Origin of the sequence: Bergeyella zoohelcum ATCC 43767, from assembly GCF_000301075.1 — a bacterium.
Lineage (GTDB): Bacteria > Bacteroidota > Bacteroidia > Flavobacteriales > Weeksellaceae > Bergeyella > Bergeyella zoohelcum.
The window spans coordinates 1,208,786-1,225,616 of record NZ_JH932293.1; the positions used below are offsets into that span (position 1 = coordinate 1,208,786).

Sequence of the window (16,831 nt, forward strand, 5' to 3'; positions counted from 1 at the left end):
TATTATAAATTTGATGCGTTTGCCCTACTTTCTCTCTCTTTTCTTTAGGCTAGACCAAAGATAAAAGAGAGAAAAACTATCCCCAAAAATTACACTTACTAATGGAATTTAAGCCATTAAAGAAATGTATCTTAAACTTGATAATATTTAATTCTACTTTATAAAAAAGAACTATTTTTGTAAGCAAATATTAAGGTTATTATTATTCAAAATATGGCAAAACTTACGACAAGAAAAGAAGATTACAGTAAATGGTACAATGAAATAGTGCAAGGTGCCGATTTGGCAGAGAATTCAGGTGTGAGAGGATGTATGATTATTAAGCCTTATGGATTCGCAATATGGGAAAAAATGAGAGACCAGCTGGACAAAATGTTCAAGGAAACAGGACATCAAAATGCTTATTTCCCTATTTTCGTTCCTAAAAGTCTTTTCGAAGCAGAAGAGAAAAATGCAGAAGGTTTTGCAAAAGAATGTGCTGTAGTTACTCACTATCGACTCAAAAATGATGCCGACAACCCAGGTAAACTGATGGTAGATCCAGAGGCAAAGCTAGAAGAAGAACTCATCGTAAGACCTACTTCAGAGGCTATTATTTGGAATACCTATAAAAACTGGATTCAGTCTTACAGAGATTTACCTATTCTTATTAATCAGTGGGCGAATGTGGTGCGTTGGGAAATGCGTACAAGGCTTTTCCTTAGAACAGCAGAATTCCTTTGGCAAGAAGGACATACTGCTCATGCTACCCAAGAAGAAGCAATAGAGGAAACAGAAAAAATGCTGGAAGTGTATGCAGAGTTTGCAGAAAAATATATGGCTATGCCTATAATAAAAGGTTTTAAAACACCTTCGGAAAGATTTGCAGGAGCAGATGAAACCTATTGTATAGAGGCGATGATGCAAGATGGAAAGGCACTTCAGGCAGGTACTTCTCATTTCCTTGGACAAAATTTCGCGAAAGCATTTGATGTAAAATTTACCAATAAGGAAGGTAAAATGGATTATGCTTGGGCTACTTCATGGGGCGTGTCTACTAGGCTGATGGGAGCACTTATCATGGCACATTCTGATGATAATGGCTTGGTGCTTCCTCCGAAACTTGCCCCTATTCAGGTGGTTATAGTTCCTATTTTCAAAGGAGAAGAGCAGCTGAATGCCATTTATGAAAAAGCTCAACCGCTGATGAATGCACTTAAACAGGCGGGTATTTCTGTAAAATTTGACGATGATGAGAAGAATAAACCAGGATGGAAATTTGCAGAGTATGAGCTGAAAGGGGTTCCGGTTCGTATCGCTATGGGAGCTAGAGATTTAGAAAATGGAACAATAGAAATAGCAAGAAGAGATACTTTAGAAAAACAAACGATTCAGCTGGAGGGTGCTCTGGAGTATATCCAACATTTATTAGACGCTATTCAGGAAAATATTTACCAAAAAGCCCTGAACTTCCGTAATGAGAATATTACCAAAGTGGATTCTTATGAAGAATTTAAACAGATTTTAGAGACCAAGGGCGGATTTATCTCTGCACACTGGGATGGAACCGCTGAAGAGGAAGAGCAAATTAAAGAAGAGACAAAAGCTACCATCCGATGTATTCCTTTAGATGCGGAAGAGGAAGAAGGAGTATCCCTTATTTCAGGGAAGCCTTCTAAAAAAAGAGTAATCTTTGCCAAGGCATACTAATTTTTATGGAAGAGGAAAATAGGAAACTATCTATGACCTCTTTCTTTTTTTCGTATTAACATTTAATTTTATTATCCATTGATATGGCATTATCTATTACTGAACTCATCAAAGGGCAATTTGGAGCTGCGGTAACTTCTCAGTTTGCAGGTGAATTTCATGAGCTAGAATCGGGAGTGAAAAAGGCTATTCATGCGTTAATTCCTATAGTTATGGTACATTTTTCTGGTATGGATACCCACCCTGCTTTTATTCAGAAATTAGAACAAGCAGATGATGAATATTTTCTTAGAAATGGAACTATTTCAGCGTCTAAAAAAGAGGAAATAGAGTATTGGGTGAATACCATTTTTGGAAAAAAAACAGGTGATATTACTAATGTGGTAGCTACCTATTCGGGAGTTAATAATTCTTCTGCTCATCATTTGATGAAGATGATTATTTCTGTAGCTATGGGAATTTTAGGCAAAAAAATCCAAGATGAGAATTTGAATTTGGAAAGTATTCAGCAGTTTATGAAGGCACTGGAAGGAGAAGCCCGTGCTTCGTTTCCTGAAAGTTTTCCATTAGAAAGGTTGGAGATGGAGGAAAGTAGCACAGCAGCACTGAAAGGATTACCTGATATGCCACAAGATGCTAAGAGAAAAGATAAGTGGATTTCTATCGCCCAATGGTGGATACCACTTGTATTACTGATATGTGCAGGGTATTTCAGCTTTAAAACGATAAAAGAAGTACATGATTTTGAAGAAAATAGTGAAAAAATAGATACACTGAGCCTAAAAAAAATAAGAGATGGACTGATAGATATTCCAATGAAAGACACTCTCATCAGTGGAAGAGCAGAAGGTTTTGAAGAGTTGATGATAGGGTTTCTCTCAGGAAAGGATAGCTTGGACACGGTAAAGGAGAAAGTGTTTATTATGGAAAGGGTGAAATATGAAAGGATGGGTGAGAAAGTACTTACTTCATCTTCTTTGGAACAAATTAAAAACCTTGCTATGATACTTAAGTACCATCCTGAAGTGATGGCAGAGATTAGTGTATATAATAATGATATAGATAATGCTCAGAAAAATACAGCACTTTCTGAAAAAAGGGCATCTTATATTTATGAAATACTTCGCAAATATGATAATAGAAATCAAATCATAGCGGTGAAAGGTTTAGGGAATTCTAATGCCACTGTACCACTTCATCCAACAGAGGAAGAGAGAAATAAAGATAGGAAAATAGAAGTAAAAGTGATAAAACCGTAAAAATATTCTTTGTTAAGGACATAAAGTGCTTATTATTTTATGAATTCATCTTTTTCAGTGCGTTTTAAAGATTCCACTACCCGAATGACTAAATTTTTTACCAGTCAGTATCTGTATGCTGGGGTAAGAATTGCTTTAGCCATTGTAATTCCGAGTTTGATTTTAGCCTATTTTGGATTACTCAAAGAATATTTTATTTTTCCCTTAGGGACTAGTTTTGTGGGGCTTACGGATATGGCAGGGCCTTATCACAGAAGAAGAAATACGCTCATATTAGCATGTGTGTTATTCACTTTTATTGCATTGGTAGGAAGCTTATTTCAGGGGTATCCTTTTCTTATCTTTTTAGAAATCATATTCTTTGGGATTTTTCTAAGTATCATAGGAGTATATGGTATGCGTTTAGCAGCTGTGGGAGGTTTGGGATTGGTAGTTATGGCAATTTTTATTGATGGAGAATTGGCATCTGGAGGGCTTGTAAAGACTTTAATCACGCTATTCTTAGGATGTTTTTGGTATGTCATTATTTTTATGTCCGTTTCCAGACTTCAGCCTTATAAGCTCGCACAGCAGATGATTGGCGAAAACTATCTTCAGCTGGCAGAATATTCTAGAATTAAAGCAAAATATTATCATCAGAAAAGTGATATTAATGCTTTGCATAGAGCGGTGATTTCTAAGCAAATCGTTATCAAAAACTTGCAAGAAGAAACGCGTGAAGTGGTTTTTATGACCAGAAAAATAGTTAATGAATCTACCACTACCAGTAGAATATTGATGCTGATGTTCCTTAATTCTATTGATTTTTATGAAAAGCTCATCACTACAGATCATGATTATGTTTCACTCCATCAGTTCTTTAAGCATGACAATATCCTTAAAGCCATTGAAAAATATTTAGAAACCATGTCTGATGAATTGGAACAAATTGGAGTTTCTATTCAGAGTGGATTTGATTTGGTGCAGAAAAGAGATTTGTATAGAGAATATCAAAATCTTACTTCCGAATTTCAACGGATAGAAAAAAAATACGAAGGGAGCAATGATGAGGATACTACGGCTGCTATTCAAAAAATTAGTTTTATCTTGGAACGAATTAAAAATGCTACAGAAGATATTATAACGATTCAAAAATTTAAAAATCAAGACACTAAATCAGCAAAATCACTTTCCACAGGATTAGATTATACGCGTTTTGTAGCAAAGACAGAGCAGCTTAATCATAGGGTACTTCTTGCTAATTTTTCGCTAAAATCTTTCCATTTTCGCTATGCCATTCGTATGACACTCGCCTTGCTGATAGGCTATGCCATTACCCTGATTCCCTATTTTGAAATCGGGAGGCCTTACTGGATTTTAATTACCATTGTAGCCATTATGCGTCCTGCCTTTAGCACTACTAAAGGTAGAAATATACTCAGAATTTATGGTACAATGGGTGGAGCTATTGTTTCTTATATTGTACTAGTTACGGTAAATTCTCCCATGGTTTTACTTTTTATTTTACTGTTTTCTATGATTTTATGTTTTTCATTTTTGAAAGACAATTACTCATGGGCGGTATTTTTTATGACTATCTATATTTTCATTACCTTTAATTTTATGCAACCTGGAGATGTCAATACACTGTTTTATGATAGAATTATAGATACGCTGGTTGCTGGGGTCATTGTTTTTTTGGTTTCCTATTTGGTACTCCCTGTTTGGGAGCATAAGATGAGTTCCGTGCTGATAAAGAAAACTGCCAATGCCAATGAAGCCTACTTTAACATCGTCATGAAGAAGCTGAAATATAATGAAGTAGATGAGCAGGAATACAGACTTAAAAGGAAAGAAGCGATTATTTCCTTAGCGAATCTTTCTGATAATTTCCAGAGAATGCTGTCTGACCCCAAAAAAGAACAGAAAAAAATGGAATATATTCATCAGTTTGTTAATACTTCTCATTTGGTAACCGCTTATACTGCGAGTTTGTCCCAATATTCTTGGAATCAGTACTTCCAAAATGATAAAGAATTGAATCAGCTCAATCATTGTATTTCCTCGGATTTTCAGGTCATCTCAGAAATGCTTACTGCTTCATCTGTGGGGGAGCAAAAGTCCAATCTTTCTCCTGAAATACTCTCTCCTGAAAGTACAGCTTCAGACACGGATTTGCACCATATTTATGATGTGCTTTTTTTGCTTCATGAAGTGGTCTCAGAGCAAAAAAGATTAATACAAAGGCAAATGAAGGAAAGTAAATAATTTTTTTAAGCTGTTTGTTATTATACTCATACTTTGGCATATTTTTTAGTATCTATGTGAGTTAAGTTAATTAAAGATGTAATGAAGAAATTATATTTTATCGCTATCATGGGACTAGTGATGGCATGTGGAGGTGCCAAAGACCCTCAGATGGTTGCTTTAAAACAAGAGAAAGAATCTCTAAAGCTGCAAACAAAACTGAATAGTCTCCAAATCTCCTTACAAAAAGAAAAAAAGGAGCTAGAGAAAGCACAGCAAAATGTGAATAGCTTGAATAACAAGGCGGATAACAGAACTACTGGTTTTTCTGCTTCTAGTGATGCTCAGCATACCGCAAAAGATGCTCAGCGTACGGCCAAAGTTTTAGAGCAAACCCGTAAGGCAAATAATCAACTGTATAAAGTACAGAAAAAAGTGGATAAATTAGAAAGGGAAATTTCTAATGTTCAAAATAAGCTTACAGCGTACCAAACGGAGGAAAAGTAATAAGAATTTAATGCAAAAGAATAAGACATATAGAGCGTATTCTATATGTCTTTTTTGTTTTTTTCCATAATCCATTTGCTTAGGTATTTGGTACTTTGAAGCGTGTGATGCCTAAACAAAAGCCCAAGGTAATGGGAGTTTCTATGCTGATGAATTTGGTTCAAAATTTTTGAAATACGCTTTTTAAAGGCATCGCAATACAGTTCTTTTCGGAATTTTTCATCAATGATGATTTTTCCATTTTGCTGAAATTTTTTCCATAGAGTAGGGTTTTGATACACATCAATACTTTTTCGTATAAAATCATCATCATTATCGCAGATGTAGCCATTCCAGAATGGAGTTTCATCGTTAGACGCTATCTGCATTCCTTCAGCACCGATGGATGAAGTTACGGATGGCAAACCAAATTGCATGGCATCTAATAATTTTCCTTTAATCCCAGCTCCAAAAGGAATAGGAGCCAGGAGTACACGGTATTTTTTGAAAATTTCTTCCGCACTATCGGCACTTCCTTGGATGATGAACCCTTCATTAGGATTGTGTAGCTGGTAGGCTTTCGGGGGAGGATAGGCACCATAGATGTGGAGTTCTGCCTCAGGGATTTCTTTTTTAATATTTTTCCAGATTCTTTTCAGCTCTAGCACGGTGTGCCAGTTGGGTTCGTGAAGAAAGTTACCGATACTTACAAAATCTTTTCTATGCTCATAATGGGGCGTTTCAGTATTAAATTTCGCAAAAAGAGGAAGGTAAATAAGCTGTGAGAGAGGGATGTGGAAGGTTTCCGTGAGTAGATTCATTTCCTCATCAGAGATGATAAGAGAAATATCACAACGGTGGATAGCGGCCATTTCTCTAAAAAAAGTAGGGTTACCTAAGAGCATATCTTTATTCCAAGGGATTTGTTTTTTAAAGGCATCTGCACGGCTGCGTCTTAGAAAATGAAGGTCTTCGGTGTCCAAAATGGTGATGGCATTGGGGAGTTTTTCTGTTACCCTCCACCCGAATTGTTCTTCGGTGAGAAAGCGGTCATAGAGTACTGCATCAGGTGTGAGATGTAATAGGAGTTTATCAAAATCATCATTATTGAGCGTGATGGAATAAGTGGCTACATTCAATTGGGACAAATCAAAACTTCGTTCACTTTTCTCCGCAGCAGAAAGGAAGGAGATTTTCCAGTTCATTTCTTGGAAAAGGGAGATGAGCTGTAGCATTCTGGTTCCTGCCGCCGTAGAGGTAGGTTCTGGAAATACGGTTCCAATAATTACCAAATGTTTCATACTAAAGAAATTGTTGATAAATACATTTTTCCCTCTTTCGGTAGGGAGTGTTTGGAAAGAGGGAAGTGTGCTATCTTATTTTTTTACTTTTTTTAAGTCCAAGTCTTCAAAGTCAAAGCTAAAATCAGTGGCATCGGAAATGGGTTTGAGTTTAAAACCTGTGGCAATGCCTTTTTCATCTAACTCTAAAAGTAAGTAAGCATCGGCGTCATAAGACCTATCATCCCATTTTACGATGAATGCTGTAGGGGAATAGGGGAGGAGTGTACCTTTGAGCCGTGGTGATGTAGCACATTGGATTCTAAAATCATTTTGGTTTTGGCTAATCGTTATATCTCCGAACCAAGCATCCGTATAGGTTCCTATAAACTGCTCTGGTTTTAGGTGGGCATTTTTATTTTTTGCGAATGTATGGGCTTCATCGTAAGCATTTTTTTTCTGTGCTTCCCACTGGGCATTTCTTTTTTTCATTCTTTCGGAATAGGTGTTCAGCCAGTTTCTATCAGGAATGTTCAGGTACGCATCTTTAATGGTATTGGTAATGGTGTTAAAAGCAGCTCCGCTTTGCTGATTCGTGAGTACCACAATGCCTAATTTAAGGTCAGGGATAAGGGTAAACTGAGTTACGGTGCCTATGAGTCCGCCCGTATGCTGTACCTGTTTATAGCCTTTTACATCACTGATGAACCAGCCTAAGCCATAGCCATAATTTTGGGTGTCATAAGGATTTTTCAGTGCCATGGTAGAAGGCTGCTGAATTTGCCAAAGCTGTGCGATTTGCTTGTCTGAAACTAATTTTTTTCCATTTTTAGTAACGAATCCATTGATTAAACACTCGGCCCATGTAAGCATATCAGGGATATTACTCACGATGCCTCCAGCGGCATTTGCCGTTTCATTCCAGTCATGAGGTACAGCAACGGCTTTGCCCTCTACAGGGGCATGGGCATCAATGATATTTTTTACTCCTGCCTTTATGGCTCTATTATAGCTTCCGTAGCTTTGCTTCATTCCTACGGGCTTCATGATGCTTTCTTCCACAAACTCCGCCCAAGATTTTCCCGTAATTCGGGTAATCACTTCCCCAGCGATGATGAATGCAATATTATTGTAATTTAATTGGTTTCTAAAAGAGCTTTTAGGCTGTAGGAAACGCGTTCTATAGACAATGTCTTGGATACTCAGGGTTCCCCCTTCAGGAAAAAACATCAGGTCTCCTTGTCCTAATCCCAAGCCTGTTCTGTGGATGATGAGGTCTTTTATGGTAACTTCTTTAGAAACAAAAGGGTCATACATTTGAAATTCAGGGATGTATTGGGTTACTTTATCATTCCAGTCCAGTTTTCCTTCGTCTGCTAATATTGCCAATGCTACTGCTGTAAACCCTTTGGAGTTAGAGGCAATGCCTACAAGGGTTTCCGTATTCATTTTTTGGTGTGTCTTTAGGGAAGCGGTGCCATGGGCTTGTGCGTAGATTACTTTTCCATCTTTAATCACACCGATGGACATTCCAGGTACATCAAATTCTTTCAAAGTTTTTTGTGCCAATAGGTCAATTTCAGAATTTTTTATTTGACCAAAAGTACAGGCAGCCACTGTTATTAGGGCAATGGTATATAATTTTTTCATTTTTTAAGTTATTTTTCCAAAGATAATGAAAATGGAAGCAATGGGCAATGAGGTAGCCTAAGCTACTATTGGTGAATTATCCGGTACTTTGACAAAGTTTTTAACACTTTGTCAAAGTGCTTTAGAATGGTCTTATTCAGAAATCAAAAAAGTATGTTTCCGCGGAGCGAGAGGGGTTCGGCGATAGGAAAAAGTATGTTTCTGCAGAGCGAGAAGGTTTCGCCGATAGGAAAAAGTATGTTTCTGCAGAGCGAAAGGGTTTCGGCGATAGGAAAAAGTATGTTTCTGCAGAGCGAGAAGGTTTCGGCGAAAGGAAAAAGTATGTTTCTGCGGAGCGAGAGGGTTTCGGCGATAGGAAAAAGTATGTTTCTGCAGAGCGAGAAGGTTTCGGCGATAGGAAAAAGTATGTTTCTTCGGAGCGAGAGGGTTTCGGCGATAGGAAAAAGTATGTTTCTGCAGAGCGAGAAGGTTTCGGCGAAAGGAAAAAGTATGTTTCTGCGGAGCGAGAAGGTTTCGGCGAAAGGAAAAAGTATGTTTCTGCGGAGCGAGAAGGTTTCGGCGAAAGGAAAAAGTATGTTTCTGCGGAGCGAGAAGGTTTCGGCGAAAGGAAAAAGTATGTTTCTGCGGAGCGAGAAGGTTTCGGCGAAAGGAAAAAGTATGTTTCTGCGGAGCGAGAAGGTTTCGGCGAAAGGAAAAAGTATGTTTCTGTGGAGCGAGAGGGTTTCGGCGATAGGAAAAAGTATGTTTCTGTGGAGCGAGAGGGTTTCGGCGATAGGAAAAAGTATGTTTCTGCGGAGCGAGAAGGTTTCGGCGATAGGAAAAAGTATGTTTCTGCAGAGCGAGAGGGTTTCGGCGATAGGAAAAAGTATGTTTCCGCAGAGCGAGAAGGTTTCGCCGATAGGAAAATGCTTTGAAACTTTATTAATCTTCGCATTGCTGTACCTCACGGATGAGTTCGTACTCAAATCCACGGCTGAGACAGTACCGAATGGTTTTGGTGTGCTTTTCAAATGCTTTCCCTTTCGTGATTTTATCAAAATAGGAAAAATATTCTCTCTTTAGCGTGGCTCTGTAATCATCTTCGTCAATTTCGGTAAAAGCGGTATGGATGAGTTTTTCATGAACTCCTTTTTGGAGGAGGTGTTGCCTTATTTTATTTCTTCCCCAGTGTTTGATGTAAAATTTTCCTCGGGCATAGCTTCGGGCAAATCTTTCTTCGTTAAGGAAGTTTTCTTGAATCAGGAAAAGCATAATTTCTTCTTTTGCTTCGGGAATTAGCAAAAAATCACGCATTTTTTGTTCTACTTCTTGATGGCATCGGTCCTGATAGGTACAGTAGTTTGCCATCTTGAGTTTTATTTCATCAAAGGTATAAGACTTGGACACGCGTAGTAAAAAATTAAAAAGATTAAAAAGTTCCCCTCATTCATAGCGTGAAGAATGAGGGGAAAAGGTTAGTTTTGATTTTTGGATGCTTCTATCTGTTGGGCAATTTTTAGATTATAATTATTTACCTTGGAAGGAATTAAAAAGAGGTCTATAAAAGCCCAAATTCCAAATCCGCCCAATGTGAGCCAATATAAAATTTGCCATCCCCATTTACCTAAGTAGGCATAATGAACTCCCAAGAAAAACCAGCATAGATAGGCTATTCCTGAAGATTTCATTTTGGACATAAGATAGTATTCGTTCATTTTTTTATCTATTTTTAAGAAAATAATGGTTTTCCGCTCATCATCTCTCTTACTTGCTGTCCTACCGCAGTGATGGTTTTTTCATCTTGGATATTGGTAACCACTTGGTTGATAAGGTCAGCTATGGTTTCCATATCTTGTTCCACCAGTCCTCTGGTAGTAACAGCGGCGGTTCCTAAACGGATGCCCGATGTAGTAAATGCCGATTTATCATCAAAAGGTACCATGTTTTTATTACAAGTAATTTCTGCTCTTACCAGTGCTTTTTCGGTTTCTTTACCATTTACCCCTTTGTTTCGGAGATCTACTAGCATCAGGTGATTATCTGTACCTCCGCTCACAATTTCAAAACCTCTGTCCATCATGGCTTTTGCCAAAGCACGAGCGTTGGCCACTACTTGCTTGGTATAAGTTTCAAATTTAGGGTCAATAGCCTCCCCGAACGCCATGGCTTTTGCCGCGATAACATGCTCTAGAGGTCCTCCTTGTACGCCAGGGAATACGGCACTGTCTAATACTTGGCTCATCATTTTGATTTCCCCTTTTGGCGTTTTGTGTCCAAAGGTATTTTCAAAATCTTTCCCCATCATAATCATTCCTCCTCTTGGTCCTCTTAGGGTTTTGTGGGTAGTAGTAGTTACCACATGACAATGCTCAAAAGGAGAGCTTAAAAGCCCTTTTGCGATGAGTCCCGCTGGGTGAGCGATGTCTGCCCAAAGTGTAGCACCTACTTCATCTGCTACTTCACGGAACTTAGCATAGTCTAAATCACGGGAGTAGGCGGAATATCCTGCGATAATCATTTTCGGTTTCACTTCGAGTGCTTTTTGCCTCATCGCTTCATAATCTATAAGTCCGGTTTCTCTTTCTACGCCGTAAAACTGTGCGTTGTACTGAATACCCGAAAAGTTTACGAAAGAACCATGCGTAAGGTGTCCTCCCATAGAGAGGTCAAGCCCCAGAACGGTATCGCCTGGTTTTAGGCATGCTAAATAAATGGCAGCATTGGCCTGAGAACCGGAGTGAGGCTGAACATTAGCGTAAGCTACACCGAAGAGTTCTTTGGCTCTTTCTATGGCTAAAGTTTCTATCTCATCTACCACTTCACAGCCTCCATAGTAGCGTTTTCCTGGGTAGCCTTCTGCATATTTATTGGTAAGAATGCTTCCCATGGCTCTCATTACCTCTTCAGATACGAAGTTTTCTGATGCGATGAGCTCTATACCATGGGTTTGTCTAGCTCTCTCCTTTTCGATTAGATCAAAAATTATTTGACTCATATATTAAAATTGTTTAGACCACAAAGGTACTTATTTTTCTCGGGTTTTAAAATAAGTTTGAACGCGATATGATAGGGAATTAGGGAATTGGAGAATTGGAAAATTAGGTAATTAGATAATTATCTCATTACCGCATTACCCCATTATCTCATTATTATCCTATTATTGCCAAGAGCTATTTGATAATTCTTCTTTACTTTTTTTATTTTGACGAAAATAAACCCTAATTTTGTGATATGGATTTAAGAGACCAACTGAAGAATCTTTTCCCTGACCATCAGGAGCAGGATTTTGAAATGCCTGAAGAGGTTTTTGAACAGAAATCACCATTGATTTGTAAGTACGAAAAAAAAGGTAGAAATGGCAAACCTGTTACATTAGTGGAAGGCTTTGAGGGAAGTGATGAAGACCTGAAAAAAATATCGAAAAAGATAAAGACTACTCTTGGGATTGGTGGCTCTGAGAAAGATGGGGTAATCATCATCCAAGGGGACAATAGAGATAAGGTAATGGCCATACTCCAAGAAATGGGCTACAAGACTAAACGCGTGGGCGGATAGAGAGAAGGTTAGGAATTTGATTTTGTTTGAGGTTGTTTGAATTGTTTGATTTTGTTTGAAGTTGTTTGAAAGGGCTTATTGCTAATGCTAACGGCTTATTGCTCTTATCAGAATAGTAATCGTTTAATTATTGAATATTTTAATTATTTTAATTCATTATGAATACATTAGCTGCATCAGAATTGGTGCTAAACGAAGACGGAAGTGTTTACCATTTGAATCTTTTACCAGAGGATATAGCACATAAAATCATCCTTGTGGGAGATCCTAATCGCGTAGCGAAGGTTTCTCAATATTTTGATAAAATAGAAATCAAAAAGAACAAAAGGGAGTTTTATACCCATACGGGAACGCTCCGTGGCGAAAGAATTACGGTAATGTCTAGCGGTATAGGTACGGAAAATATTGATATCGTGATGAATGAACTCGATGCCTTGGTAAATATTGACCTTAAAAACAAAGAGTTGAAATCAGAACATACTTCGCTAGAGCTATTTAGACTGGGTACTTGTGGCTCCGTAAATCCAGACATTGAGGTAGATAATATGCTCGTTACTCAGAATGTGGTGGGGCTAGATGGATTACTGCATTTTTACCAAGATTATCATTTTGAGAATGAGTTTAGTAAAAACTTCCTTGAGCATTTTCCTTATGAGAAAATAAAGCCTATGCTCTATTTCTCTGATTGGGCAGAGGATATTTCTGACTATTATAAAGATGCAAAGTACCATGGAAACACGGCTACTTTCCCTGGGTTTTATGCTCCACAAGGGCGTCAGCTGAGACTGAAAGCAGTGGATGATCAATTCTTAGAAACGCTCAATAATCTTGGAGTAACCAATTTCGAGATGGAAACTTCTGCAATTTATGGACTGTCTAAGCTTTTAGGGCATAAGGCTCTAACGGTAAATTGTGTCATTGCCAATAGACGAAGAGGAGAGTTTTCTGCTGATCATCATGCTTCAGAGAAAAATATGATAGAATGGGTATTAGAAAGACTGGTAAAATAAATGTTTCATCTGTAACCCCGAATAAATCATCTAAAAAAATAAATAAATTATATTGACAATGAAAAAAATACTCGTAGGTGCGGTATTGCTTTTGTCTCAGGTTTCTTTTTTTGCACAGAAAAACGAAACTCAAAGACCTAAATTAGTGGTAGGAGTAGTGGTGGATCAGATGCGTTGGGATTTTCTCTATCGCTATGAAAATCACTACGGAAAAGGAGGATTTAAAAGGCTTCTGAACGAAGGATACAATCTTAATAATGTGATGATAGACTATGTGCCTACCGTAACGGCAATAGGGCATACTTCTATTTACACAGGTTCTGTACCAGCTATTCATGGTATTGCAGGAAATGATTGGACAGATAAGGCTACTGGGAAGAATATATATTGTACCACGGATACTTCGGTAAAGGGCGTAGGATCTTCGTCTGAAAAAATAGGTGCACATTCTCCTCATAATTTGTGGAGTACTACGATTACAGATCAAATAGGGATTGCTACCAATTTTCAATCTAAGGTAGTGGGTATTTCCCTCAAAGATAGAGCTTCTATACTTCCTGCAGGGCATAATCCTACAGGGGTGTTTTGGTACGATGGAGGAAATGGAAACTTCGTTACCTCTACTTACTATATGAATGATTTACCGAAATGGGTAAAAGATTTTAACGCACAGAAATGGGGAGAAAAATTGGTTGCCCAAGGGTGGAATACTCTAAAACCTATCCAAGAATATAAGGAAAGTACTGCCGATAATGTAGAATGGGAAAATCTTTTGGGAAGTGCTCAGTCTCCTGTGTTTCCATATTCAAATTTGTCTAGCGATTTTGCTAAAAATAAAGGCATCATCAGAACGACACCTTTCGGGAATACGCTTACTTTAAAGATGAGTGAGGCTGCTCTAGATGGTTATCAGCTTGGAAAAGATGATATTACGGATTTCTTAGTGATTAATTTGGCTTCTACGGATTATGTAGGTCACGCCTTTGGGCCAAATTCTATTGAGGTTCAAGATACTTATCTGAGATTAGACCAAGATTTAGAGAAATTTCTCAATACACTAGACCAAAAAGTGGGTAAAAATAACTATTTATTATTCCTTTCTGCAGATCATGGAGGGGCTCATGCTATGGGGTATATGAAGGCAAATAAAATGCTCACAGGGCTTTTTGATGATGGCTTGGAAAAGAATTTACAAGAGGAACTCAAAACAGCCTATGGGGATGATAAATTGATTTTAGGGATTAATAATTATCAAATTTATTTGAATCAAAATTTGATAGCAGAAAAAAAACTGGACGAGGAAAGGATAAAAAAATCTATTATTGATAGACTCAATAAAGACCCGAGAGTGCTTTTCGCAGTAGATTTGAAAAAAGTGGGGCAGTCCTCCATCCCAGAGCCTATAAAATCTAGAGTGATTAATGGGTACAACTGGCAAAGAAGCGGGGATATCCAAATTGTTTCTCATGATGGTATGCTTCCTAAATACGCAAAAAAAGGGACTACCCATAGTGTTTGGAATTCTTATGATGCTCATATTCCATTGATTTTCTATGGAAAGGGAATAAAAAAAGGCGAGAGTGCTAAGCCTTATCACATGACGGACATTGCTCCTACACTGGCACAAATTCTGAAAATAGAAAACCCAAGTGGAAATATAGGTCAGCCTATAGATGAGGTGATAAAATAAATAAAGAAGAAGCTGCTCCAGAAGAGCAGCTTCTTCTTTATTCAATGTAGAATCTATTTTAGCAGTTTTTCTAATCTTTCGAGTCTATTTTCTAGCTCTTGATTCTTATTTCTTAACTCTTTCACTTCTTTTTCCTTCTCCATGAGATGCAAGTAAAGCTCTTCTATTTTTTCTACATTGGTCAGCTGGGTTTCCATTAAATCTACATAACCCTGTGCTTTAATGGTTGCTGCTGATTTATACCCAGGCAAGTGTCCATTGGTTTTTACAAAATCTTCTACTTGGCTTAGGGATTTGAAGTTATAATCTGCCTTGATAGACGAAGTTCCTGTATAGTACTTTTGGAATACATAATCTGGAAAGATAGTGGCTCCATTGGTACCTTTAAACGAAGAAGCAAACATTTGCCCTTCGTCATTAATCGTTATGATATTATCCGTTCTATCCGTACCATCTGCTTTTACTGCCAATTTCACATGATTTCCATCGGTTTTCCATACCGCTCTAGACAAGGCTGTAGAAGCATTTCCTACTTTAAGCACCCCATCTGCCGTTACAAACACCGGACGGTCTCCTGTACTTGCTACATTGGTACTAACCGAATGTTTCAAATCTCCGAAACGAATTTGCCCTGCTTCTGTATGTATAGCACGGTTAATAGATGTACCCCCTTCTATACTTTGAATGAAAAGCCCTATATTTTCTGTTATTGTTGGAATAGTGGCACCCGAAACTGCTCTAAAACCATCTATGAGAAAACCTCTTATTTTTTTAATTACAGGTGCCGAGTTGTGAAAATTTCTAAAAAAAACTGCTCCTCCTACAATATTATCTATTTCCGATGTTGATCCATTTTGAATATGAACATTAAATGTATTAGCAAATACATTAGCTATTTTTCCATTTCCTCTTATATAAGTATATACCTCTCCCCCTCTTAGGTTCTTTATTGGTTTAGATGAATAAGTAAGCAGTCTGTTTCTACTACCATAGACATTATCTGCAGATGCATTCATACCTAAAAGAGCTTCTACTTGTTGCCCCCAAATATTATCTAATTTTTCAGGAGCATGATATCCTACAAAATTACCACCACCCGTTATACTTTTTAATTGTTTCAATCCATTTAAAGTAGAAGGTACATAAAGAATACTAGTGGTATTTGTAATATCTGTAGCTTTATCTGGAACTTCATTTAAAAATGTTTCATTGGTATATGTATTAGCAGGTATATTTCCCCATACACCTGCTACTATATCAGCGGGCACTTCTATAGTGGAACCGAATACTCTATTATATTTTTTAGAAAACAAATAATTCTCAGTAGGCAGAACTGAATCTACTTCTTGAAGATTTTTTGAGTCAAAATATTTCGTAATGAGTGTAGGTTCATCTATATCTCTATGTGAACCTTTCTCTGTATAATATACCAAGTTTTTAAATGGATCGTTTCCACTTCTTTTTAAATTAATTCTCTTAGTAACAGGATCATACACCCATTCTCCACTATTTATATCACTCCCCGCTTTCACCCACTCGGTACCATTATAGAAATAATACCCTTTTTCCGTAATCTTCGCTACTTTAGGGTCATTACCTGTATAAGCAGAAATAAGTGAAGTAGCATCATCCGTAGCATACACCAAAGTACCTTCTACTGGCGTAGCAATATTAGCAATTCTCGTCTTGCTTAGCTTTGGGGCAATAATCCCTTCGTTAGTGGTCGCTTCTTTTTGAGCATTGGCTGTACTTGGGCGAATGTCCATCGTAGCACTCGGCTCTATGGTGTTTACCCCTACTTTACCCTTGTAAGGGTCTTGCTGCTGTTGCTGTGCGTAACCATAAGTCATAAAACCTAAGAACGCTAACACACTGATCTTGACTGTTGTTTTGTTCATCGTTTTTAAATTTAAAATGTTGATTTATTTTTTTTTATTAAATGATTAAAAGATTCCGTTCGTTTCGATGATTTCGATTTTTTTAGATTCTTTAGTTTATTTCCTTTTT

At 37.6% G+C, this 16,831-nt stretch carries 13 protein-coding genes; 7 read left to right on the plus strand and 6 right to left on the minus strand.

Annotated elements, in window-relative coordinates:
- Positions 1-213: 213 nt before the first annotated feature.
- The 4 genes from proS to HMPREF9699_RS05500 all read left to right on the plus strand — a co-directional run bounded on the left by proS (position 214) and on the right by HMPREF9699_RS05500 (position 5,681).
- On the plus strand, positions 214-1,689 hold the full coding sequence (gene proS, locus HMPREF9699_RS05485; protein WP_002663085.1) for a proline--tRNA ligase: 1,476 nt from the start codon (positions 214-216) through the stop codon (positions 1,687-1,689).
- An 83-nt stretch (positions 1,690-1,772) separates the two neighbouring features.
- Positions 1,773-2,948, plus strand: a complete 1,176-nt coding sequence (locus HMPREF9699_RS05490) for a DUF937 domain-containing protein (RefSeq protein ID WP_002663086.1) — start codon at positions 1,773-1,775, stop codon at positions 2,946-2,948.
- Between the two features lie 39 nt (positions 2,949-2,987).
- A complete protein-coding gene (locus HMPREF9699_RS05495; protein WP_002663087.1) occupies positions 2,988-5,195 on the plus strand; it encodes an FUSC family protein in 2,208 nt (735 codons plus the stop codon).
- A gap of 81 nt (positions 5,196-5,276) precedes the next feature.
- The gene (locus HMPREF9699_RS05500; RefSeq protein ID WP_002663088.1) at positions 5,277-5,681 is read left to right on the plus strand and encodes a hypothetical protein; all 405 of its coding nucleotides are present in this window, start codon (positions 5,277-5,279) and stop codon (positions 5,679-5,681) included.
- A 41-nt stretch (positions 5,682-5,722) separates the two neighbouring features.
- Here the strand turns inward: HMPREF9699_RS05500 and HMPREF9699_RS05505 are convergent, their stop codons facing one another.
- From HMPREF9699_RS05505 to glyA, 5 genes are all read right to left on the minus strand, one after another.
- Entirely contained in the window at positions 5,723-6,961 is a 1,239-nt protein-coding gene (locus HMPREF9699_RS05505; protein ID WP_002663089.1) for a glycosyltransferase family 4 protein, read from the minus strand.
- Between the two features lie 75 nt (positions 6,962-7,036).
- Positions 7,037-8,590 carry a serine hydrolase gene (locus HMPREF9699_RS05510; protein ID WP_002663090.1) on the minus strand — a complete coding sequence of 518 codons (1,554 nt, stop codon included), beginning with the start codon at positions 8,588-8,590 and terminating at the stop codon, positions 7,037-7,039.
- 921 nt (positions 8,591-9,511) lie between these two features.
- Positions 9,512-9,937 (minus strand): regulatory protein RecX, encoded by a 426-nt coding sequence (locus tag HMPREF9699_RS05520; protein WP_002663093.1) that lies wholly within the window; start codon positions 9,935-9,937, stop codon positions 9,512-9,514.
- A gap of 107 nt (positions 9,938-10,044) precedes the next feature.
- Entirely contained in the window at positions 10,045-10,284 is a 240-nt protein-coding gene (locus HMPREF9699_RS05525) for a TM2 domain-containing protein (RefSeq protein WP_002663095.1), read from the minus strand.
- Positions 10,285-10,298: 14 nt separating this feature from the next.
- The gene (gene glyA, locus HMPREF9699_RS05530; RefSeq protein WP_002663096.1) at positions 10,299-11,564 is read right to left on the minus strand and encodes a serine hydroxymethyltransferase; all 1,266 of its coding nucleotides are present in this window, start codon (positions 11,562-11,564) and stop codon (positions 10,299-10,301) included.
- 236 nt (positions 11,565-11,800) lie between these two features.
- On the opposite strand from glyA, the gene HMPREF9699_RS05535 reads away from it, so the two are divergent.
- From HMPREF9699_RS05535 to pafA, 3 genes are all read left to right on the plus strand, one after another.
- Positions 11,801-12,124: a translation initiation factor gene (locus HMPREF9699_RS05535; protein ID WP_002663097.1), complete on the plus strand. Its 324-nt coding sequence runs from the start codon at positions 11,801-11,803 to the stop codon at positions 12,122-12,124.
- Between the two features lie 155 nt (positions 12,125-12,279).
- Positions 12,280-13,134, plus strand: a complete 855-nt coding sequence (locus HMPREF9699_RS05540; protein WP_034985669.1) for a nucleoside phosphorylase — start codon at positions 12,280-12,282, stop codon at positions 13,132-13,134.
- A 58-nt stretch (positions 13,135-13,192) separates the two neighbouring features.
- Positions 13,193-14,824, plus strand: a complete 1,632-nt coding sequence (gene pafA, locus HMPREF9699_RS05545) for an alkaline phosphatase PafA (protein WP_002663099.1) — start codon at positions 13,193-13,195, stop codon at positions 14,822-14,824.
- A gap of 53 nt (positions 14,825-14,877) precedes the next feature.
- Here pafA and HMPREF9699_RS10805 read toward each other — a convergent pair whose 3' ends face one another.
- Entirely contained in the window at positions 14,878-16,722 is a 1,845-nt protein-coding gene (locus HMPREF9699_RS10805) for a tropomyosin (protein ID WP_002663100.1), read from the minus strand.
- Positions 16,723-16,831: the final 109 nt, after the last annotated feature.